Below are 19,539 nucleotides of genomic sequence, written 5' to 3'. Positions count from 1 at the left end.
GGCAATTTCCCTCAGGCAGCGCGCACAAGCGCTGCTGATTTTGGGTCATAGCGGTACGCCGTAATTGTTCCATCCCTGATCCGCTCTACAGCCTCGTCTACGACAAAGAGCGGAACGAGGAACCATTCGCGTGGAACAACGGGATTGCCAAATCTGTCTTTGATTTCAACATCCAAACGCGCCACATCGAAAATTCGGTGAATTAAGTTCTCAAGTCTGGAACGGTTGATATTGTAAAGCTCATAGGTGGCTACCAACTCGACATCGGCCATCAGGAAAGTCGGGTCCAGTTTCGCGTTGCCGAAACGCCGCGCGACTTCCCCGCCTGTCACTCCGATCTTGTGCAACACGTCACGATTGGCCGCCACAACCGGATGGTCCGATTTGCTACGCAGCACATAGATGGTCCCGCTTGCCTGATCGCCCTCTGCGCTTTCACTCGCGAAAAGCGGCCCCGCCACGGGGTCCGTTATGCGCCTTCCGGCATCATCACGGTGAAGTGCGCGCTGGAGTGAACGAAGGAGAACATCGCTTTCCGTAGCGTTGTCGTAAATGACGCGCAGACGGCTATCGCGCCGCTCATACTGCGTTGTGAATTCCTCGCCGACTTCCGCGACATAAGCGATCTGGCCGCCGACAATAAAGAATTCGCCCTTCTGAATCTCGGCCATTGTCTGGAAAGGCCGAGTCTCACGAACACCTGATTGTAAGTCCTTCCTGACCTGTTCAAAGAGCGGCTTGAACCTGTCGAAGTCTTCGCAGACGGTACGGTTGCCGATCTCCTCGGCCGCGCGCTTTTCAGCGCTGCCTCGAACGTGGCGCAGGGCCGTGATATCGGCGCTGCCGTCAGCACCGCTCAGCTCGGCCAGCAGTTCATCCTCGTCGATTTCATCGTCAGCTACAGCTGCGGCGACCGTATCGGCACCAGTCAGCAAACCCTGGTGGTCCAAAGGAGTAAGCACGGTTCGGCATTCTTCCAGACCGCGCAAACGGTCAAGACGCACCGCATAAAGGCGCTCAAAGATGTCACGATCTTCGCCGTGCTGCGGGGCATGGCCATGTTTGTCGACGAAGCGCTGGATTTCTTCAAATCCAGCGATGATGCGTTCCTCGCGGGGCGACCGCCCGCCCTTCTTCTCGGGCTGGGCAAACTCGTCGAGTTCCGCCCTCAGTTCATCAAGATCCGGGTCACTCATAGCGGCCCTCATCCTTGAAGCGGACAAAGGCTGCGGCGCCCTCGGCCATCTTCTTCTCCCATGCGTCAGTCGAGCTGATCGAGGGCAGCCGTCCTCGCTCTTTCTTGAATTTAAAGGCGCGTACGGCGAGAGCCTTTGCTTCGTCCGGCGTCAGCGTCGTCCGCTTGGCGGCAATCGCCGCTGCGACCTGCTTCAGACTATCCTCGCTCATCGTCTTGGCGAGAATAGCGTACGCCTCGCCGAACGGGTTGATCCGGTCAATCAGGTCGATGTCGAGTTCACGGACATCCATCGCGAACTTGCGTACGCCATCAATCAGGGCCGTGTTGGCGCTGGGCTCGGCATCGCCGTCACCCAGTGCAATCTGCTTTGCCTGCTGGGTCAGGTTCAGCGCGGCTATCGCGTGCTGACGCACCGCTTCCTGATCCTCGTCATCAAGTTCGGGATATTTGTCCTTGATGATTTTACCCATGCGGACCTGCGTCAGTTCCTCGGGGATAAGTTCCTCGTCGAACAGACCGCGCTCGATGGCCGTCTTGTCCTGTACAAAGGCCGCAATCACCTCGTTCAAGTCTTCCTGGCAGATGCGGGTCGCTTCCTTGCTCTTGGGTTCGGCCAGTCCCTTGATCTCTATCTGGAACTGCCCCGTCTCCTCATTGAAGCCGACATTGCACTTCTTGGGGTCATAGCCGCCTTCGCCGTAATCAAAGCCCTCAACCGGGCCGCTATTCTGGTTCTTGGGCGTGAAGTTGAATCGCGGGGCGAGCACCTGCTCCATAAGAAGGCTCGCGGCAATGGCCTTGAGCGTGTCGTTGACCGCTTCCGTCACGGCTTGTTCCGACGCATCCGGCTCGGCGATGAGATTGGTGAAGCGGGCACGGGTCTTTCCCGGTGCATCCCGCGTGGCCCGACCGATGATTTGCACAATCTCAGTCAGGCTGGAACGATAGCCGACCGTCAGCGCGTGCTCGCACCAAATCCAGTCAAACCCTTCCTTTGCCATGCCGAGCGCAATGATGATGTCGACATGATCCCGGTTGTTCTTTTGCGCCGGGTCTTTCAGCGACCCAGAAACACGATCGCGCTTCGATGCGTCATCGTCGACAAGATCGGCAATCCGCAAAACACGGCCATCGGCCGCCTTCACCAGCTGGAAACCCGTGGCCGGGTCAATGCCCTGCCACTCCCCCAACTCCTCGATGATGTGTTCGACTTCCCTGATCTTGTCCTTCGTGCTTTCGCGCGAATTGACGCTCGGGATGTGGACGATCGTCTTCTCCGCCGGGTCCAGAACCTGCAGAATGTCGTCCGAATACCGCCCTGAATAGAAGAAGTACCCGATATCCAGCTGCTTCAGATACTCATAGCCGTTGAGCTGTTCGTAATAGGTGTAAGTGACCGTATCGAACTTGGCCTCGTCCTGCGGCGCCAGGACGGGAACAGCATCCCCCCGGAAGTAGGAGCCGGTCATCGCTACAATGTGCGTCCGTTCACGCGCAATCAACTGGCCGAGATGCTGGCCGAGCCTGCTCTCTGGGTCGGCGGAAACGTGATGAAACTCATCCACCGCAATCAAGCGGTCATCGAACCTCTCGATGCCGAACTTGTCGACGGCGAAGCGGAATGTTGCATGAGTGCAGACCAGGACATTGTCGCTGCTTTCAAGAAACGCACCGACGGAATTGACCTTGCCGCCATCCTCGCCAGGGGCGTTGCACAGGTTCCATTTGGGCTGAACGACCCAGTCCGCCCAAAAGCCGTACTTCGACAACGGCTCGTCGTTAAAGCTGGAGCCGATGGATTTCTCGGGGACAACGATGATGGCTTGCTTCAGGCCCTGATTTTGCAGCTTGTCGAGCGCAATGAACATCAGCGCCCGACTCTTGCCCGAAGCCGGAGGAGATTTTATTAGCAAGTATTGCTCGCCACGACGGTCGTAAGCGCGCTCTTGCATCGGCCTCATGCCTAATGCATTTGTCTTTCTGGAGCTGCCGTGCTGAGCGTAGCTTACCGATACAGATGGAACCGTTCTCCCTTTATAGCTCATCTTCCCTCCCACTTAGAATACTCCCCACTCACGCCCGACTCCGCTCATGGTGAAACTTGCCCCCACAGCCTGGCTACGCTTTTTCCAAGCGGTACGCTCTGCTGATGAACCGATGGTCAGGTGGAATTCGCGAGCACCTGTTCGCTTGAAAAGTAAATTCTTGTTGTCGTAGCTGGGCGGCCCTCCGGCGCCTGGCACAGGCAGAACCAGTTTGTCCATCCCATTATCGCTGAAGGTTAACGAGCAGCTTACTAGTGGTTGTCCGGAGTATGAAATGTCGACGGTGCCAATCGGTGAGTTGCGATGCAAAACTTCTGGAAGAAAACCGAAATAGACTCTCGACAGTCTCTTCATCATAAGCTGGTTTCCTGGAAGGTGGGGGCCGCGATTTTTGGTGATGCCGCCTGCCTCAATCCAGAAAAAGCGGCACGCCCGCAATTTTTGTAGGTCTTTGCTGGTGAGAGACCCCCTTGTGGAATAGGGAGTGGCCAAATCATCGTCAGTGGGAACGGGGTTCTGAAGATTCTCAGTGCTTTCGTACAATTTGCGGTAGCCGTCGAGAAGAGGGCCCGTTAACGCATCCGCAGTGCTCCAATAGTGAGTAAACCAGCTTCTAAGTTCAGCAATTGTGTCTTTCGCCCTTGCATTCTCCCCCGCGGCCAGCCTGTCGATGCCAACCGCTAAGCCTGCCTCGCAGCCATTTGATAGTCCTGATCTCGAAACATTGCCTGAGCCAGTGAGGGCGTAATCAAACTGTGCACTACGAAACAAGAAAGCTTTTGGATGAAACGGCTTCAGCGGATTACCTCTGCGGTTGACCACCCCCTGGCCATCGGCCAACCTTACTGAAGCTCCCGGCAGTCCGCTCAAAACCTCTAATGCGACTGGCTCAGTGCGGCAGTAATCGGCCGAGGTCAGCCAGCGGGTCTGAATATGCGTCAGGTCCCCAATACGGCTCCTCAAAGTGGCAAGTATCCGTTGAAGTCCGCCCGATGTAATATAAGCGGCAGCCACATCGATCGATTGCAGATCAGGAACCTGCGCTATCATGTCAATCGCATCAAGAGTTGTTCTAGTGCTTGGTTGGCAAACGCTATAGATTTCCACCACGCCCTCCGCGTTGCGACGATCGCGATTTAATATTACTGAATGACGTCAGCTGAAGGGCAAACAAGTCGAACAGCTTTTCGAGGCGCTCAGTGTCATTCCGAAACCGCCTGCCAATATATATGCGCTCAAGTATTTCATCGTTATTTTGATGCGCTTCATTCACGAGAGGGAACTCACTCTCCATTCGATCTGGGTCATAAATGTCCCCAATCGTTGCAGGGTAATAGTGCTCGCGTGCCAACAGGATGTTAACAGCCGAGCGCTCAAGGTCGCTCAAGTTCCGCTCGGTCAGAATAGGTATCGGAAAAGTGTTCCACCCTATTGTATTTGAGTATCGGTAGTCAGTTTTCAACTTACCGCAAACCGCCGAAACCCAGTTTAAATGAAGGCGAGAACCGATTATTGCCAAATGCCATAATGGAGCGTCATACAGTGCGAATGCACTATCAGCGACCACGGTATCTGCATCAAGCAGGTCGACAGGCAAATATCGTCTTCGTTCTGAACTGTGCCGAGGAATGATCAATGAGGAATGAGACGGCTTCCCTTGAATCTGGACAAACCTGTAAGGAGAGCGTGCATAGTCCCGCGTTGAGCTTGCCTTGCTTTCAAGGCGCATTTGACGGACTTCTTCCAGCCGGCGTTGGATTTCCGGCGAATTCATAGAGTCTTCGTACTGCTCGGCTTCGATCCAGAGGCAATACCGCACCTTTCCCTGAATGAAATCCTCAGAGCCCATGAATCTCTTAGTGTAGCGCCGAAATACGCTGTCGTTCCAGTGGCGAGATCTCTCTTCAGTTGTTACAATAAGGTGGCCGCCATCCCTCGGCATATTACCAAACAACATCGGGGAACATCCCAATGGTGGATCGCGTCTACTCTCAATAACAATATTCGGTCCATCAACCAGATAAGCATTGATCTGACTGCACGTCTTCTCAATAGAACGACCTTGCGCGTCAATCGAAAAGAGTGAGCGCTTCGGACCAACATGATTCGATATACCGACGATCACAACAATCACACCGGCGTTAAAACTGGCGAGATTTGACCACTTGAATGAGGTGTGAGCGAATGCGACTTGGTACCCACTAGAGAATATGTGGGGCCAAAGAATGGATACCTGCTGACCTTGACAGATAGAGTTTGTCGCAACAAATGCCGTCGCTGACCTGGTATACAGCCCATAGTCAACAGCCTTCATGAGCCATCCAGCGACGTAGTCGAGGGATTTCCAACCATCTACTCGCCCCTCAAATACTCGTTGAAGGTCGGACTTCTGTTCTTCAGATTGCAGCTTATTACCTAGATACGGCGGATTTCCGCAAATGTAGGTCTCCCCACCCTCATTCTCGAAATCTATCTGCGCCTGGTCGAGCGGTGTGCTGAACAAATCATCGCCATGCAGCTTCACGCCCGTTCCCGTAGGCGGGCAGACACTCAGCCAGTCCAGCCGCAATGCATTGCCGCAGGTAATCCAGTTCTGCGCGTCAAGCGGCAGGAACTCCGCCAACGCCTCCTTCTGCCCGCGATAGAGGACGTCGCACTGAAACTCAGCGATAATGAGCGCCAGCCGGGCGATCTCCGCCGGAAAATCACGTAGCTCAATACCCCGGAAATTCGTCAGCGGTATTTCCGTCCGGCGGTCGAACTCACCGCGCCGTCGGTTAATCTCGGCCTCAATCGCCCGCATCTCCTTATACGCGATGACGAGGAAATTCCCCGATCCGCACGCCGGGTCAAAGACCCTGATTTTCGCCATGCGCTTGCGGAGATTGAGAAGCGACCGCGCATTGTCCCCGGCTTCCTCCAGCTTGTCGCGCAGATCATCAAGGAACAGCGGGTTCAGCACCTTCAGGATGTTCGGCACGCTGGTGTAGTGCATGCCGAGGGCGCCCCGCTCCTCATCATCCGCGACAGCCTGGATCATCGAACCGAAGATGTCGGGATTGATCTTCGTCCAATCGAGATTGCCGATATGCAGCAGGTATGAGCGCGCAATCTTGCTGAAGCGCGGCACGTCGATGCTGCCGGAGAAAAGCTCGCCGTTCACGTATGGGAAGGCATCAGCCCATCGCGGCAGGTTCGCTGCCGCACGCTCGCCGATCTTCGTGTTCATCGCGCGGAACAGCGCCTGAATCACCTCATGCGTGTTGGACGAGTCGCGCGCGCTCATCTGTTCAATCGTGGCGGTGAATAGGCCGGTGCCGTTGAAGATGTCCGTATCTTCCGCAAAGAAGCAGAAGATGAGCCGCGCCATGAAGTGGTTCATTTCCGGGCGGCGTTCGGCGGCGTCCCAGTCAGGGTTTTCTTCGAGAAGCGTGCGATATAGCCGGTTCAGACGGCTCGTGGCCCGGATGTCGAAGGAACTCTCACGGACCTGCTTGACGGTGGTGATGCCGGCAAGCGGCAGGAAGAAGCCAAAATGGTTGGGGAAGTCCCCAAAGGTGCAGGCGACCGTTTCGCCAGTCTCCAGGTCTTCCGCCTCAAAATCCGCCCCGTCCGTTGCTAGCACAAAGCGCGCTTTCGCCCTGGCGGTGGCGGGGCTCGCCTTCAGCGCAGCGAGGGTCTTTCCCGTCTCGCCCTGCGCCGCGACCTTGATATGAATGTTGCTGGTCTGGAGAATGCCGCCGACATCAGACTTGTTGGACGCCCCCGACCGCAGCCGCTTGATGGTCGTTTCCTTGTTGCCAAAGGCCAGCAGGAAGGCGAACGGGAACTCAGCCGCATCAAAGGGCTGTTCTGAGAGGGCGGTAATGGATTCCTCGATCTCAACCGCATTCATTTTACGGCACTCTTCCCCGTCTTATTGTCACCGCCAGCGGCCATCTGCTCCACCTGCCTCAACCGCTCGAACTCCTCGACCGCCAGCACCACCACGACCTTGCGGCCGTGCTTCTCGATGGCCACGGGCTCGGCCCGCGCAGAATCGATCAACAGCCCGAAAGCGTTCTTGGCGTCCTTGGCCGACATGGTTTTCAATGCGGAAGGCCCCCAGCGACAGAGTCGATCCATAATGGCTATTTCAGCCATTCACGGCAACCGCGAAGCGGGCATGATTTTCCCTAATGCGACATTCATCCACGACTCTCAGCGCCTGCTTCGTCTGGAGCCGTCCGTCGCCCTCACCATCTGAGGGGCGACGGCGGAAACAGCGAAGCAAGGGGGCTGCTTTGGTGGTGGGCTCCCGAGCCCTCAAACCCCGCGCGAGGGATCGTCACCCCGTATGGGCGGAGACCTGCCCACAGGGCTCCGGGCAAAGCCTAGAGCCTGACCCGCCACGACGGGGCGCGCTCAGAGTTCCGTAAACGCGCACAACGCCTTACCCACCCTGATAAAGCTACTGATCCGTCAACGATGGCACGAGGGTGCGCAGGCGTGTGATAATCGCTGCCGTCGGCAGCATCAAATCGACAGTGGCGAACCGGATGTCATGCCCCTGAATCCTGACGGTCTCATCCACGTCACCGTCCACCGACGGATGAATAAACATCCCCCTTGCCGTTAGAGAACGCGGATCTTCTAGGCGCTCCTGGCTCCGGAGATAGGCATAGAGCTGATAGATATAGCCGCTTTTAAGAACGGTCTCCCGGTGCTGCGATGCGCCAAAGACCGAGGTGAACTTGGTATCGATGACCACCCGCCGGTCATTTAGAGCATGGTCGAGAATGATATCAGCCGTCATTCCGGGAAGAATGGCGGCGATACCGTTCGTGGCATCTTCGATCTGCCACGAAAGCCGTTTTCCTTGCAAAACCTTCCAACCGAGCGCCGACAGCTCAGCCGCATAGAAGTTGCCGATCGCTTTCTCAAATAGCTGCCGGACGAGGACAGCATCCTTTTCCACCCGCGTCATGGTGTGACCACCCTGGTCCTCTGTGGGAAGCAGCAGGTCAAACACCAGGCGTGCCAGCGTCACCATCAGCAGGTCATCCGCATCATGGCGACCCATACGGTCGGCGCTCATCTCGGCCCGCGACGGCTTTACGCCTCCCACCCCCTGCCGGCCTAGGTCTCCGGCCAATCGGGCACATTCATGACTTAGAATGGCGTCATCAATGCGGGCAGCCATCGCATCGAGCGCGGCGCGTACGAGGCGGTTGCGCGGTGTATCGAAGGTGAATTCCTCAAAGCGGCAAGCAATCATCCCCTTGTTGAGAAGGTCATGCGAGTAGGTCTTGAGGACATCGATCCGGCCCCTGACACGCGGCAGGATGGCCTCACGGCGCTGGTAACCGCGACTGAGGTTACGCCGCAGACGCCTGTCGACGGCATAGCAAAGAAGGCGCGCGACCAGCGACGGGAAGTCAGGCGCGTCTTCTACCTCTGCCATATGCTGCCCATGAAACCGGGCGAGATTCGACGCATACAGGAACAAGAGCCATATGTTCCGCACGGGAATCCGGCCGATCAACCGGCCCTCGGCCGAGACGGTCTGCTCCGATGCCGCCGCCAGCATCAAAGCCCTTCCATCAGCTTGGCCGAAGCGCTGGCAACTTTGTCAGGCGCATCAAACCAGTATTCTTCCAGGAGGGGGATGATTTCCGTGGCAACAACATCCTTGAACCAGGCCTTGCCGTCCGCGATGGCAGCTCCCGACTGCGGGGTCACGTAGCTGTGCCCGACGCGGTATTGGGGCCCGAGCGAGCGGTCCTGGCCAATCTCGTCGTTGAGCGCATTCATGCGCTGTTCGATTAACGCGATGACGTCAGCCGAGACGCCGCACCGCGCCGTGCACCACTCTTTCCAAAGCCCGTTCAACTGCGGCTCCAGATGGATGAATGCGAAACGGCGGCGCAGCGCCAAATCCACAAGGGCGAGCGACCGGTCGGCGATATTCATCGTCCCGATCACATGAAGGTTGCGCGGTATGTAAACGCGTTCGTCAGCATCCAGGCGGTATGCAAGTTCCATCGCCTCTTCACGGCTACGCTTGGTATCCTCAAGCAGGGTCAGCAGCTCACCGAATATCTGCGCAGGGTTGCCGCGGTTGATTTCCTCGATGACAAGGACGAACGGCCGGTCGGGCTCGGCTTTCGCCGCTTCGACGATCTCAAGGAATATCCCATCCGTCAGCTTGAGCTTGCCCTCACCAGAGGGTCGCCAGCCACGAACAAAATCCTCGTATGATAAGGACGGGTGAAACTGAACGACACGCAGCCTGTCACGGGTTACCTTCGGGTCTTTCGATCCGATGAGGGCGTAGGCAAGCCGCTTGGCGAGCCACGTCTTGCCCGTGCCGGGCGGCCCCTGCAACACGAGGTTTTTCTTACTCTCGACGCGCGCGATGAGCTGCGCGATCGTCTCGGCGGGAAGGAAGCAGCCTTCATCGGCAATCTGTGCAAACGTGTAGGATGGCGCAGCCGCCTCTTCCTCGGTCTCCAGCTCTTCATCGTCGAAGAATTCTTCGAGGGAGGCCGCCTTCCCACCGGAACCGTATTTCTTGGCGAAGTACGGTACCTCGTTGATCCAAAAGTTATAGTCCTGCTTGCTATTGGCGAAAGCAAACAAGATGAGGCGGCGCGCCAGCTCATCGCTGCTATCCGCCTCCACGACCGTGACCCGGTAAGTGTAGAATAGCCACTCCCGTGGCGGGTCGAGAACTTCCCAATCGACCTTGACGGTTTTCCCGTCACCCAAATTCTCGGTGATGGTCCCAATCGCCTTGATCTTCATGCAAGAGACGACTTTACCGCGATTGTCGAACGGTAAGCCGCGCTTGCGGGTATAGGACGCCTTGATGGCGATCCGGTCACCCACCTTCATCCGCATGATTTCATCGGTGAACTTGTTGTGCTGGCCGTTTTGCCAGATCCCTTCCTGGAAAAATCTGGGCGCCTGATCATCAGTGCCGCCCCATGATGCGCCGACAAACCAGAAACTGCGGGCAGGGTCTGCAAAAAGCTCGTGCCCCGCAACCGTGTCCGGCGCAGCTTCTTCTTCGTCATCGGTAGCCTTGAACTGTGTTCGTACTTCCCGGAAAAGCTCCAGCGCCTCTGCAGGGGTGAGGCTTGAGTTCCGCCCTTCGGCCGTAAGCACCCACATCCCGCGCTTGCTGCCGTCAATGAGCCCGCCCTTTGCCAGATAGAACCGCGCCCAACCAATCTTGTTCTCGAATTTCGACTGGCCGCTTTTGTTTAGGGCCGCGATCTCCTCCTGGGGAATGTCATTGTTCTCTTTGATCCACGCATAAACCTGCTCCGGCGCGGCCTGTCCGCCAAGCGCCTGCAGCGCCATGAGCACCGGGTTGAAGTATTTGACAAAGCGCGGGCCACCAACATCATCCTCTGATGATGCCTCAAGCTCTACGCCTAGCTCATCCGGCGCGGTGCCCGCCCAAGAGAAAACGGCTTGCTGCTGTTCGCGCAGAAACTTCTGAGGATCATCGATTGTCAGACCGAGCTTTTTCGCGGCAGCAAGAAAGCCGGAAAGTGCATCCCCCTCAAGGTGCCCCGTTTCAACACTGTCCTTGTTAACGACTATCGCGGTAAGCAACGGCCAGCCGCGCTCATGAGCAATCCTGACAAGATTATCGAGGTGTTGGGGTATAGGGCGACGGGCTTTCTTCCACTCGACGCCACTCGCGGCAGCAACGTCACCGTAGGTTACGTATTTTCCCTGACGGGCGCGCTCAAGAATAGCCTTATAACTTCTATTTAAATCTAAGCTCATTAGTTCCCCCATTGCGCCCCATGTTGCAATGTCCACCGAGCAACGGCAAGCTCTTGAACGCACTGAGCGTTGATAATGCAGGTGTATTTCCATAGCCCCAAAGCTCTGCTTCGTCTGGAGCCATCCGTCGCCCTCACTAGCTAAGGGGCGACGGCGGAAACAGAGAAAGCCAAGGCCTGCTTTGGTGGTGGGCTCCCGAGCCCTCAAACCCCGCGTGAGGGATCGTCACCCGCATGGGCCGAGACCCGCCAGGCGGGACTCGGCGGTCAAGTCGCGCTGCAGCCGGAGGCCCAAGCGGACGGACCCTAGAGCCCGTCCCGAAGGGCGCGCTCCCTACCTCTCCCTCTCAAAATCATCCCTGCCGCGCCGCCGCGACCGCTGGCGCTCACTCTTCCGCTCCGCCCGCGATATCCGCACCGGCTCCTCCGTCCCGTCATCGCCGCCATCACCGCCACTATCCTTGCCCCATGCTGCCCGCGCAAAGTCTCCCGGCAAATCGACCTCCTTGCCCCAAGGCTCCTGCCGCTCCAGCGCCTCGCGATGCGCTTCCTTGAGGTCGATATCGGCCGCTTCCGGCTCCAGACGCTTTTCTTCCTCCGCCATCCGCGCGCGCATCGCGCGCTCTTCATCGTGCTCCTGATCACGTCCGGACCTGTCCCGATACCTATCCTTTGCCCGCCGCACTGACGCGCCGCGCCCGCGCGGTTTCAGATCAAGGGCGAGGGCCGGCATATGCTCATGGCCTGCCCGGTCTTTCAGACGCTGTTCTCGAACCCTTTTCTCTTCAAGCGCTTTGCGCTCCCGCGCCTCGACGGCCGTCAGCGCCGTCAGCTGCCGCTTCATGTCGAGCGCCTGCATCTCATGACGCCGCTGCAGCAACGCGGTCTCCACGCGCTGCCCGGCTGCTAGGCCCTGCTTAATCTCCCGGAACGCCAGATACCGCTTCGCATCCTTGTACCGCTGGACCCGGTGGATGATCGCCGACACCCCGGTCACGCGCCCGAGGAACGCGGCCAGTCCCGTCGGCCGCGCCTCCTCTCGCTGCTGGCGCACCCGCGCCGTCTCAGCGAGATACCCCGCCCGCAACGCCTGCCGCGACGCCAGTTGCTCCCGCAACAGCGTTTCCCGTTCTCGCTCCTGACGCGCAATCATGTCAGCGCGCGCCGCCTCAATCGGCGCGCGCCGCGCGGCCTGCGCCCGCGCGAGCTTTTCCAGCTGCTCACCATCATCCCGGGCCTTCGCGAACTGCTCGCGCGCCTTCCTGTGCTGCGCGACCAGCGCCTTGGCCTCGTCGACGGTGGGCAGCGACTCCGGCGGGAACTCCCTTTCAAGGAAGGCGCGGATATCTTTGGTGCGGACGCTGCGGTCGTCGATCAGCTTGGGGAGGGCATTTATCCCGCCATAAATATCGACCAGCACATAGGGCCGGTTGCCCGTCGCCAGCACATAGCCAAGGTCTTCCAGCGCCCGGACGAAAGCCTTCGGGCTGTCGCTCTGCCGCCAAGCCTGCGTGACGAGAAGCTGGCGCTCCTCCTTCGAGAGCCCGGTCGCGCGCTCCTGTGCCCGCTCATAGAGCGAGACCTTCTGCCGCCGCTCATCGAAGCGCCCCAGCCCATATCCCTCCGGCAGCAACAGCCCATGCTCGCGAGCGAACTGCCGCGTCACCATCATCAGCTTCTCGCGATCAAAGGCGAGATGGACGGCTTTTTCGGTCTGGTAGTCGATCCGCGACCAGACGACATGGCAATGCTCCCGGCCGTCCTTAATGTGGTAGACGATGGCCCGCGGCTGGCCGGAAAGGCCAAGCGCCTTCTCCACCCGGTCGACATAGTCCATGTACTGTGCCCGCGACAGCTGACCCTGCCCGAGGTCCGGGTTGACCGAGAGGCTGTAGAGATAGTTGCGGCACTTGGTGAGACCGGTGGCGATGGCCTCCCACTCGGCGAAGGCTCCGTGTAAATCCGGCGCTATCGCGCCCGAGACCTCCGCCACCTCGACAAGTTCATTGTCGAACGCGTTCAGCAGATGGGTGGCGAGGTCTTTCCCGCCGCCGCGCTGGCTCGCCTTGGGTATCATGGCGAGCGCCCCAGCGCCCGAAGGCAGGCGGCACGGATTTCACAAAGATCGCGCGCGGCTTCCGCCAACAGCGCCGGATCGGCATCACCGGCGAGACCCTTCAGGCGCTCGTTCAGCAGCGCGGTCTCGGCCAGCAGGCGCGCCACATCCGCACGCGACGCGGATGCCCGGCGGGCAGGCTTCGGCGCATCGCCGCCGAACACGGCAGCGGTGATGAAAGCATTGACGGAGAGCCCCGAGTCGGCGACCCGCGCCCGGAACTGCTCCCGCAGTTCATACGGGGGCCGGTAAGAGATCGGGGCTTCGCGTTTCGTCTTCTCCGTCATGCCTCATCGTTAGCGCCGTCATGCCGCCCCGATCCGCGCGCTTTCCACGCGCGCGCACAGCCGTGATCGGGACGCTGCCGCCGCCATCGCCCGCGCGCCATTTGCGAGGGTTCCGGGGAGCGCCATTCCCCGGTCGATGGGTTTGCAAAGGGAGAGCCGAAGTCTCCCTTTTGCTCGAAGCCGGTGCCGACACACCGGTCGTGGTCCAGGGCGCGACAGCCCTGGCCGCGTCTGCCTCCGCCAAAGGCTACGGCAGACAGGGGTTGCAAGGGGGCGCGGCCAGCCCCTTTGCGCGATGGGTCCAGGGAGAGCGCAGTCTCCCTTGGTCGGGATGCAACGCCGAAACGTTGCCCTCAGCCGCGAGGGCTCGATGCCCGCACGCGGCTGACCGCATCCCTTGCCGCATAGGCCGTCACAAGGACGGACTCATCGGCTCTAGGGATGCCCTGAGGGGGTCCGCGGGGAACCGGAGAGTTCCCCCGGCAAGGTGAGCGCGGTAGTACCGCGCACACCTTGTACAAGGCCCTACTGCGGATTTGCCCCTCTCTATGATTATGCCATGAGACAGGGCCACAAGTGAAATGTACATCGCAGCATAATGGCAGGATGAGTGCTCGTACATTGCTTTTTCAAATACAGCAGAACGAGGAAAGCACGAGGAAGCGGGGCTTAAGAACGGGCGACATTCAGGGCCTCAAGCAAGCCGGTCCTGATACGAAATTGGAGTGTGCATTCCAACAACACGGGACCGGCGGACAAGGATGGTCCTCCATGAACGCTCCCACAATCTCCCCCGTCGACCCCGCTGCTCTTACAATCAAACCGACCAAGGAAACCTATGAGCGCCTCCAGCAGGCGCATGAGCATTTCAACAAGGCGCTGTTCGGCGGCACGCTGCCGAACGCGCTCATCACCTTCCAGCGCCGCAAAGGATCTTTCGGGTATTTCGCCGGCGCGCGCTTCCAGAACGATACCGGCCAGCAGGCCGACGAAATCGCCCTCAACCCCATGCACTTTGCGAGCCGTAGCCAGATGGACATCCTCGGCACGCTGGTCCACGAGATGGCCCATCAATGGCAACGCCATGAGGGCCAGCCGGGACGCGGCCGCTACCATAACCGGGAATGGGCGGAGAAGATGAAGGCGATCGGCCTCCAGCCGTCCGACACCGGGGTGGAGGGCGGCAAGGAGACCGGCGAAACTCTCGGCCACTACATCATCACCGGCGGCCCGTTCGACGTGGCCGCGGGCAGGCTCCTCGGCAAGGGATTTGCGCTGACCTGGAAGGACGCGCCCCAGCCTTCCCCTTCGATCACAGGCGAGAGCGAAGCTGAGCCTGTTACCCCTAAGAGCGGCAAGCGAGTCCGCTACTGCTGCCCGCGATGTGATCTCAAGGCCTGGGCGAAGCACGATGTCCGGCTGCTTTGCGGCACGGACAATGTGCTGATGCTCCCCACCACGTAAGGGTCGCAAGATGCAAACAACGGCGCGGGTGCTTGTCAACCGCGCCGTTTTTCTGCGCGCTCGCGGCGAAGCCAGACGAGCGCGCGTTTCTTCACTCCTGTCTTTCAACGCCGCGCGCCGCGGCAGCGTTGAAAGCGGCAAGCGCCGGAGCCGCAGCTCGGCTCCAAGCGCTACGAAGTTTATGGAAGGAGCGCGTCATGACGCGCCCCCCGTTTCGTGATGGTAGTGGCTGCGGGCCAGATAGTTGCAGCGGGCGTAGTCCAGCCCGGCGGCGTCGCAGAGGTGGCGGATATCGACCAGCAGATCGATGACTTCATCCTCGGCGTAAAAAGGCGTGGTCCCTCTCGTCCAGGCCGCGCGGGCGAGTGCGGCGCGGGCGGCTTCGATACGGCGCATGGGTGTCATGGTGTGTCTCCTTTCCGGGTGGGAGGGGGCGCTTACGCGCCCGCCTCTTCGGTTGCTTCGGACGGGGCCCGGAGGACGATGCGGCCGCCATTGACCGGGATCAGGTCCAGCTGAAGGGTCAGGCCTTCGCCCTTCTGGTGGCGCCAGGCGGCGCCGATGCGGCTCCAGAACTTCTTCTCGCCGCGTTCATCGACATGGTAGGCGATGTAGGCCGGCGGGGTGAATTCACGGGCGGGCTTGCTCTTCTGGTTGGTGTTGCGTGTCATGATGTAGCTCCTTTCGCTATGGGTTTTCCTCGACACGCCTCATTCAGGAGCGGGCGGAAAAGCGGGCGGTTCATGGCTGGCGCGGGGGAGCGGTATCACCCGTCCTGCAGTGAGCGCAGCGAGCGAAGGATGGGGAAACCCCCGCGCCACCCCGCAAGGGGCTTGGCCTTGAACCGGCTGCGCGCCCGCTCAGGACTGGGGCGGTTATTGTCGAGGGAAATCCCTTGTCAGCGAATGAGCGGGAACTCAGGGCAACACCGGAGCGGAAAGGCACAATCGCGCCCACCACCAACGACAGAAAATCTCGCCCAACAGATTACGTGGCAGGATATCTGAAGCCGCCAAGACGCATCCTTGCGATAGAAGCGATGGCCCATCTTCTGCGCCCAACATCGGGAATGGCGTCCCTTCCGCATCATGGCCCGAGACGAGGAACGATGATGTGGGCGTGCCCGCGCCCATCCCCCGCAAGATACAAAAAGACCGCAGCGGCCACATCAGGCCGCCGCGGAATGTTCACCACCACGAGGTGTAGAAGACGGTCATGCCGTCTGCGATCTCAGCCCGCGCCTTCTCGACGAACGCCAGGTCGTCCGCGAGTTCCGTTCCATCGGACTGACCGAAGAAGAAGCCGCTGGTCGGCGGCAGGTTGCCGCTGCGGATATCGGTTTCGAGCCGGTCGAGATCATCAGCCGTGAGCTGCAGGTTGACGCAGTTGAAGTCGTCATTTCTGCCGCCCTTGGCGCGATATAGCGCCTCCATCCAGCCGTGGAGGTTCGGATGCTTGCGCCAGTAGTGCAGTTCACTGCCGGTCTCGGCTTCGAAATCGATCGGCGCTGCCGGGGTTTCGGGGATGGCGAAGGCGTACATATCAAGGCCCATGGGGCTCTCCTTTCGTTCGTTGTTGCGTGTCCCGAGGGACGCGGAACGAAAGGCCGGCCGGCATCAGCCGCCGCCGTCATGACCAACACGGTCCTGCCGCAGCCTTGATGCGCGGGAGTGGTGCGGGCGGGTCATTGACGGCAAGGCGCCGGAAGGCACGTTCAAGCAGGCTTCGAAGGGTGACAACGATAAAGGGAGCATCCCGGGGGGGAGCGCTGGCACATCCGCGATAACGCGCGAGGAAATAGCGAGGATGACTGCCGGATGGGCACTCCAAAATGGCCGGAGTAACCCCGGTCGGCAGGAGCACCCCGATGGACGCTTTTACGAAGGACTTCATGAGCGATATCGCGCGCGGCGTCACGACGCGCTTTCTCGATCGCCAGAGCGTCCCGCAGGCACGGTGGGAGCCCTGCGAGAACATCATGAACAGCCGTCCCCTCGCGTATGACCCGGGAAGCCCCGGGGCTAAGATTCTAGTTGGCGCTCTTGATGGCCACCTCATCGGCATCGACGACAACCGCCATGTGATGACGATTGCCGGTTCCCGGACGGGAAAGTCGGTGACGCTCGTGAACAACCTTCTCTTCTATCGCGGCAGCGTCCTGGCGCTCGACCCTAAGGGGGAGCTGGCCACCATCACTGCCGAGCGCCGCGCATCGCTAGGTCAAAAGGTCTGCATCCTCGACCCCTTCCATATAGTCCCTGAACGGCTGAAGCCGTACCGCACGAGCTTTAACCCCCTGTCGCTACTCGTGCCCGAGAGCGACACCATCATCGAGGATGCGGGGCTGATTTCCGACGCGCTGGTCATCGCGGGCGGTAAGGACCCGCACTGGGATGACAGCGCGCAGAGCTGGATCGAAGGTTTGTTGCTACACATCGCAACAGACCCCGCGTTCGAGGGACGGCGCAATCTCGTCACCCTTCGGGCGCTGCTGCGAACCGTGTTTGTCACGGCTGGGGAAGGTGAGGATGCCCCCTTTACCCTCGAACTCGCCATGCTCAAGAACGCGGCGCGCCTCCAGCGCAGCGATACCCTCGCCGATGTCGGGGACGTCATCGAAGGCGCGGCCCGTGATTTCTACGAGCGGCCACCCAACGAACGTGCAGGCGTGCTCTCGACAACCCGCCGCCACACGAAATTTCTAGACTTCCGGGCGATGGCGCGCGTGCTGGACGGGCACGACTTCGACCTCTCGACGCTCAAGACGGCACCACAGGGGATGACCGTCTACCTGTGCCTGCCCGCCAACCGGATGGCACGCTGCAGCCGGTGGCTGCGCGTGTTCATCAACCTGCTCCTCGACGCGATGGAACGGGAGAAGGCAAAGCCCGCCGTCCCCGTCCTGGCTTGCCTCGACGAATTCCCGGTGTTGGGGCACATGAAGCAGCTCGAAGACGCTGCCGGGCAGATTGCCTCGTTCGGCGTGAAGCTCTGGGTGGTGCTGCAGGATTGGGGACAGGGCAAGGCGCTCTACAAGGAGCGCTGGGAGACCTTCGTCGGCAATGCGGGCATCCTCCAGTTCTTCGGCAACAACGATTTGATGACGACGGAGTACGTCTCAAAGCGGCTGGGGAAGACCGTGGTGAAAGTCACCCGGGAAGGAGAAGCCGCAACCGACCAAAGGGCCACCGGCATCACCGGGCGCTCGGAATCACTGGAGCAGTATGACCTCCTGACGCCGGATGAGGTCAGCCGCCAGTTCGCACGCAGCGACCGACTCAAGCGCCAGCTGGTGGTGTGGGCGGGCTACAATCCGCTGATGCTCCAGCGCGTGGAGTATTTCGACGAAAGCAGTCCCGTGCATCCAGTGTTCGCCGGGAAGTACGCGTCACCCTGAGTCCGTCTGCTCTCCGGGGCGGCGGCGCTGCGCGGGGACTGCAATCCCCGCGCCGTGCTGAAGGTCAGCGAGGTAGCGGCCGACCGCAGGGTTGCGCCCTACGGTGACGGCAACAATCGCCGCCGTGCGCCCTTGCGCATCCTTCATGCCAAGGTCACAGCGCTCGGTCGCGAGCAGAAGTCGCAGGACAGCAACAGCGTTGCGTCCTGCCGCGATATGGAGCGGCGTAAGCCCGGTCCCCGGTTCGGCGTAGTTGATGTCGATGGCGGGGTTGGCAAGGGACTGCCGCACCTTGTCGACATCGCCGATATTGACGGCCTCAAGGAACGCCGCGTGCAGCCGCCGGCGTTCGGCGTCATCTGCCTGGCCAGGGTTATTGGCCATCGGGCTCGCCCTCCTGCCGGTATTCCCAGATCCGCTCTTTGATTTTCCCGAAGGCAACGTCCCGTGCGCTCGTATCCTCCGCAACGAAGCTCATCCTGCCCTTCTCGTATCCTGGCGCGGGCGCGCCAAAATCCCGCGACTTCACGAGCAACATGGCGGCTGGTGTCTCGCCTGCCGCTATCTTGCGGTCGAGCACCGTGTAGATGCTCGGCTCCCCCCGCAAACTGTCCTGCACGACAAGGCAGGCTTGCCCGTCTCGGTGAAACAGCCAGCCATCAAACCGCTGCTCGCTGCCGCCCCGGCGCTTCAGGAGGCGAACAAGCGCATCGCGCTTCGTCGACTGCGGCGCAATCGGCAGGTGGTAGAGCCTGTCCTCGATGACAGGCGCATAATCTCCCCCATTTCTGACCGTGATAACGGACACCTCCGTATGGCCGGATGCTAGCGGGCGGCTGGCCGCGAAGCGCCCGTGCAGTACAGCAAAGTCACGGCCTTCTTCCGGGCTACCGAAAAAGGCCGACAGCGCACGGACGAGGGGATGGCTGGCATCCCCGGGCCGCAAATCGGCATCGGTGATGAAGGATTTAGACAGGAGGTATGCGCAAAGGGCGTCGAGCCGGTCCTTGCTGGGCGTTTGCGTCCCAGCAGCAAAGCGCCGCAGCGCTTCAGCGAGCGCCTTGTAGGGATCTCCGGAAACGCCGTCATCGCCCACGCTCAGCGTGTCAAAGGCAGAGTCGTAAATCTCCTGCGCAATAACGGACCATGACCTCTTATGCCCATTGGTGTGGGTTGCTGCGTGATAATCTATCAGCGCCGCCTGAATCCTGGCCAGTATATCGTCCGCATACTCCATGGACCGATCCGCAA

The 19,539-nt window shown here is 60.1% G+C and carries 16 protein-coding genes; 2 read left to right on the top strand and 14 right to left on the bottom strand.

Annotated elements, in window-relative coordinates; genetic code table 11:
- Positions 1 to 11: 11 nt before the first annotated feature.
- The 9 genes from KIO74_RS12005 to KIO74_RS11965 form a co-directional block, all read right to left on the bottom strand.
- Positions 12 to 1,196: a GIY-YIG nuclease family protein gene (locus KIO74_RS12005; RefSeq protein ID WP_213332196.1), complete on the bottom strand. Its 1,185-nt coding sequence runs from the start codon at positions 1,194 to 1,196 to the stop codon at positions 12 to 14.
- On the bottom strand, positions 1,189 to 3,243 hold the full coding sequence (locus tag KIO74_RS12000; RefSeq protein ID WP_213332195.1) for a DEAD/DEAH box helicase: 2,055 nt from the start codon (positions 3,241 to 3,243) through the stop codon (positions 1,189 to 1,191). Before KIO74_RS12000 ends, KIO74_RS12005 begins: the two co-directional genes overlap by 8 nt.
- Positions 3,244 to 3,255: 12 nt before the next feature.
- Positions 3,256 to 4,350 carry a hypothetical protein gene (locus tag KIO74_RS11995; protein WP_213332194.1) on the bottom strand — a complete coding sequence of 365 codons (1,095 nt, stop codon included), beginning with the start codon at positions 4,348 to 4,350 and terminating at the stop codon, positions 3,256 to 3,258.
- The gene (locus KIO74_RS11990; protein WP_213332193.1) at positions 4,337 to 7,138 is read right to left on the bottom strand and encodes a class I SAM-dependent DNA methyltransferase; all 2,802 of its coding nucleotides are present in this window, start codon (positions 7,136 to 7,138) and stop codon (positions 4,337 to 4,339) included. The genes KIO74_RS11995 and KIO74_RS11990 overlap by 14 nt, the downstream gene beginning before the upstream one ends.
- Complete coding sequence (locus tag KIO74_RS11985) at positions 7,135 to 7,326, bottom strand: type II toxin-antitoxin system prevent-host-death family antitoxin (protein ID WP_349629183.1); 192 nt, start codon at positions 7,324 to 7,326, stop codon at positions 7,135 to 7,137. The genes KIO74_RS11990 and KIO74_RS11985 overlap by 4 nt, the downstream gene beginning before the upstream one ends.
- Before the next feature lie 367 nt (positions 7,327 to 7,693).
- Positions 7,694 to 8,812 carry a 5-methylcytosine-specific restriction endonuclease system specificity protein McrC gene (gene mcrC, locus KIO74_RS11980; protein ID WP_213332191.1) on the bottom strand — a complete coding sequence of 373 codons (1,119 nt, stop codon included), beginning with the start codon at positions 8,810 to 8,812 and terminating at the stop codon, positions 7,694 to 7,696.
- On the bottom strand, positions 8,812 to 11,025 hold the full coding sequence (locus KIO74_RS11975) for an AAA family ATPase (RefSeq protein WP_213332190.1): 2,214 nt from the start codon (positions 11,023 to 11,025) through the stop codon (positions 8,812 to 8,814). The genes mcrC and KIO74_RS11975 overlap by 1 nt, the downstream gene beginning before the upstream one ends.
- Positions 11,026 to 11,358: 333 nt before the next feature.
- The gene (locus KIO74_RS11970) at positions 11,359 to 13,101 is read right to left on the bottom strand and encodes a relaxase/mobilization nuclease domain-containing protein (protein WP_213332189.1); all 1,743 of its coding nucleotides are present in this window, start codon (positions 13,099 to 13,101) and stop codon (positions 11,359 to 11,361) included.
- Positions 13,098 to 13,427 (bottom strand): hypothetical protein, encoded by a 330-nt coding sequence (locus KIO74_RS11965; RefSeq protein WP_213332188.1) that lies wholly within the window; start codon positions 13,425 to 13,427, stop codon positions 13,098 to 13,100. The genes KIO74_RS11970 and KIO74_RS11965 overlap by 4 nt, the downstream gene beginning before the upstream one ends.
- 771 nt (positions 13,428 to 14,198) lie before the next feature.
- Here KIO74_RS11965 and KIO74_RS11960 point away from each other — a divergent pair.
- A complete protein-coding gene (locus KIO74_RS11960; protein WP_213332187.1) occupies positions 14,199 to 14,891 on the top strand; it encodes a SprT-like domain-containing protein in 693 nt (230 codons plus the stop codon).
- Between the two features lie 195 nt (positions 14,892 to 15,086).
- On the opposite strand, the gene KIO74_RS11955 is transcribed toward KIO74_RS11960, so the two are convergent.
- From KIO74_RS11955 to KIO74_RS11945, 3 genes are all read right to left on the bottom strand, one after another.
- Entirely contained in the window at positions 15,087 to 15,296 is a 210-nt protein-coding gene (locus tag KIO74_RS11955) for a hypothetical protein (protein ID WP_213332186.1), read from the bottom strand.
- A gap of 32 nt (positions 15,297 to 15,328) precedes the next feature.
- The gene (locus KIO74_RS11950; protein ID WP_097140738.1) at positions 15,329 to 15,562 is read right to left on the bottom strand and encodes a hypothetical protein; all 234 of its coding nucleotides are present in this window, start codon (positions 15,560 to 15,562) and stop codon (positions 15,329 to 15,331) included.
- Positions 15,563 to 16,078: 516 nt separating this feature from the next.
- Entirely contained in the window at positions 16,079 to 16,444 is a 366-nt protein-coding gene (locus KIO74_RS11945) for a phosphoglycerate kinase (protein ID WP_213332185.1), read from the bottom strand.
- Positions 16,445 to 16,758: 314 nt separating this feature from the next.
- Between KIO74_RS11945 and KIO74_RS11940 the strand changes: the two genes are divergently transcribed.
- Positions 16,759 to 18,288: a type IV secretory system conjugative DNA transfer family protein gene (locus KIO74_RS11940; RefSeq protein ID WP_213332184.1), complete on the top strand. Its 1,530-nt coding sequence runs from the start codon at positions 16,759 to 16,761 to the stop codon at positions 18,286 to 18,288.
- Here the strand turns inward: KIO74_RS11940 and KIO74_RS11935 are convergent.
- Together KIO74_RS11935 and KIO74_RS11930 are read right to left on the bottom strand one after the other, a co-directional pair.
- On the bottom strand, positions 18,280 to 18,672 hold the full coding sequence (locus KIO74_RS11935; RefSeq protein ID WP_213332183.1) for an ankyrin repeat domain-containing protein: 393 nt from the start codon (positions 18,670 to 18,672) through the stop codon (positions 18,280 to 18,282). The two genes, KIO74_RS11940 and KIO74_RS11935, sit on opposite strands and share 9 nt — an antisense overlap.
- The gene (locus KIO74_RS11930) at positions 18,662 to 19,525 is read right to left on the bottom strand and encodes a hypothetical protein (RefSeq protein WP_213332182.1); all 864 of its coding nucleotides are present in this window, start codon (positions 19,523 to 19,525) and stop codon (positions 18,662 to 18,664) included. The genes KIO74_RS11935 and KIO74_RS11930 overlap by 11 nt, the downstream gene beginning before the upstream one ends.
- Positions 19,526 to 19,539 lie beyond the last annotated feature (14 nt).

It is taken from the genome of Chelatococcus sp. HY11 (genome assembly GCF_018398335.1).
In the GTDB taxonomy this organism is placed as follows: Bacteria; Pseudomonadota; Alphaproteobacteria; order Rhizobiales; family Beijerinckiaceae; genus Chelatococcus.
The sequence above is the reverse complement of the archived record's forward strand: the minus strand, read 5'-3'. Positions and strand labels throughout refer to the sequence as shown.

What these genes read in the sequence shown, in the direction of transcription:
- mcrC (WP_213332191.1), bottom strand. Translation starts at nt 8,812, where the DNA reads ATGCTGGCGGCGGCATCGGAGCAGACCGTCTCGGCCGAGGGCCGGTTG.
- KIO74_RS11960 (WP_213332187.1), top strand. Translation starts at nt 14,199, where the DNA reads ATGAACGCTCCCACAATCTCCCCCGTCGACCCCGCTGCTCTTACAATC.
- KIO74_RS11935 (WP_213332183.1), bottom strand. Translation starts at nt 18,672, where the DNA reads ATGGCCAATAACCCTGGCCAGGCAGATGACGCCGAACGCCGGCGGCTG.
- KIO74_RS11970 (WP_213332189.1), bottom strand. Translation starts at nt 13,101, where the DNA reads ATGATACCCAAGGCGAGCCAGCGCGGCGGCGGGAAAGACCTCGCCACC.
- KIO74_RS11940 (WP_213332184.1), top strand. Translation starts at nt 16,759, where the DNA reads ATGGACGCTTTTACGAAGGACTTCATGAGCGATATCGCGCGCGGCGTC.
- KIO74_RS11985 (WP_349629183.1), bottom strand. Translation starts at nt 7,326, where the DNA reads ATGTCGGCCAAGGACGCCAAGAACGCTTTCGGGCTGTTGATCGATTCT.
- KIO74_RS11990 (WP_213332193.1), bottom strand. Translation starts at nt 7,138, where the DNA reads ATGAATGCGGTTGAGATCGAGGAATCCATTACCGCCCTCTCAGAACAG.
- KIO74_RS11945 (WP_213332185.1), bottom strand. Translation starts at nt 16,444, where the DNA reads ATGGGCCTTGATATGTACGCCTTCGCCATCCCCGAAACCCCGGCAGCG.
- KIO74_RS11975 (WP_213332190.1), bottom strand. Translation starts at nt 11,025, where the DNA reads ATGAGCTTAGATTTAAATAGAAGTTATAAGGCTATTCTTGAGCGCGCC.
- KIO74_RS11930 (WP_213332182.1), bottom strand. Translation starts at nt 19,525, where the DNA reads ATGGAGTATGCGGACGATATACTGGCCAGGATTCAGGCGGCGCTGATA.
- KIO74_RS11965 (WP_213332188.1), bottom strand. Translation starts at nt 13,427, where the DNA reads ATGACGGAGAAGACGAAACGCGAAGCCCCGATCTCTTACCGGCCCCCG.
- KIO74_RS11955 (WP_213332186.1), bottom strand. Translation starts at nt 15,296, where the DNA reads ATGACACCCATGCGCCGTATCGAAGCCGCCCGCGCCGCACTCGCCCGC.
- KIO74_RS12000 (WP_213332195.1), bottom strand. Translation starts at nt 3,243, where the DNA reads ATGAGCTATAAAGGGAGAACGGTTCCATCTGTATCGGTAAGCTACGCT.
- KIO74_RS11950 (WP_097140738.1), bottom strand. Translation starts at nt 15,562, where the DNA reads ATGACACGCAACACCAACCAGAAGAGCAAGCCCGCCCGTGAATTCACC.
- KIO74_RS12005 (WP_213332196.1), bottom strand. Translation starts at nt 1,196, where the DNA reads ATGAGTGACCCGGATCTTGATGAACTGAGGGCGGAACTCGACGAGTTT.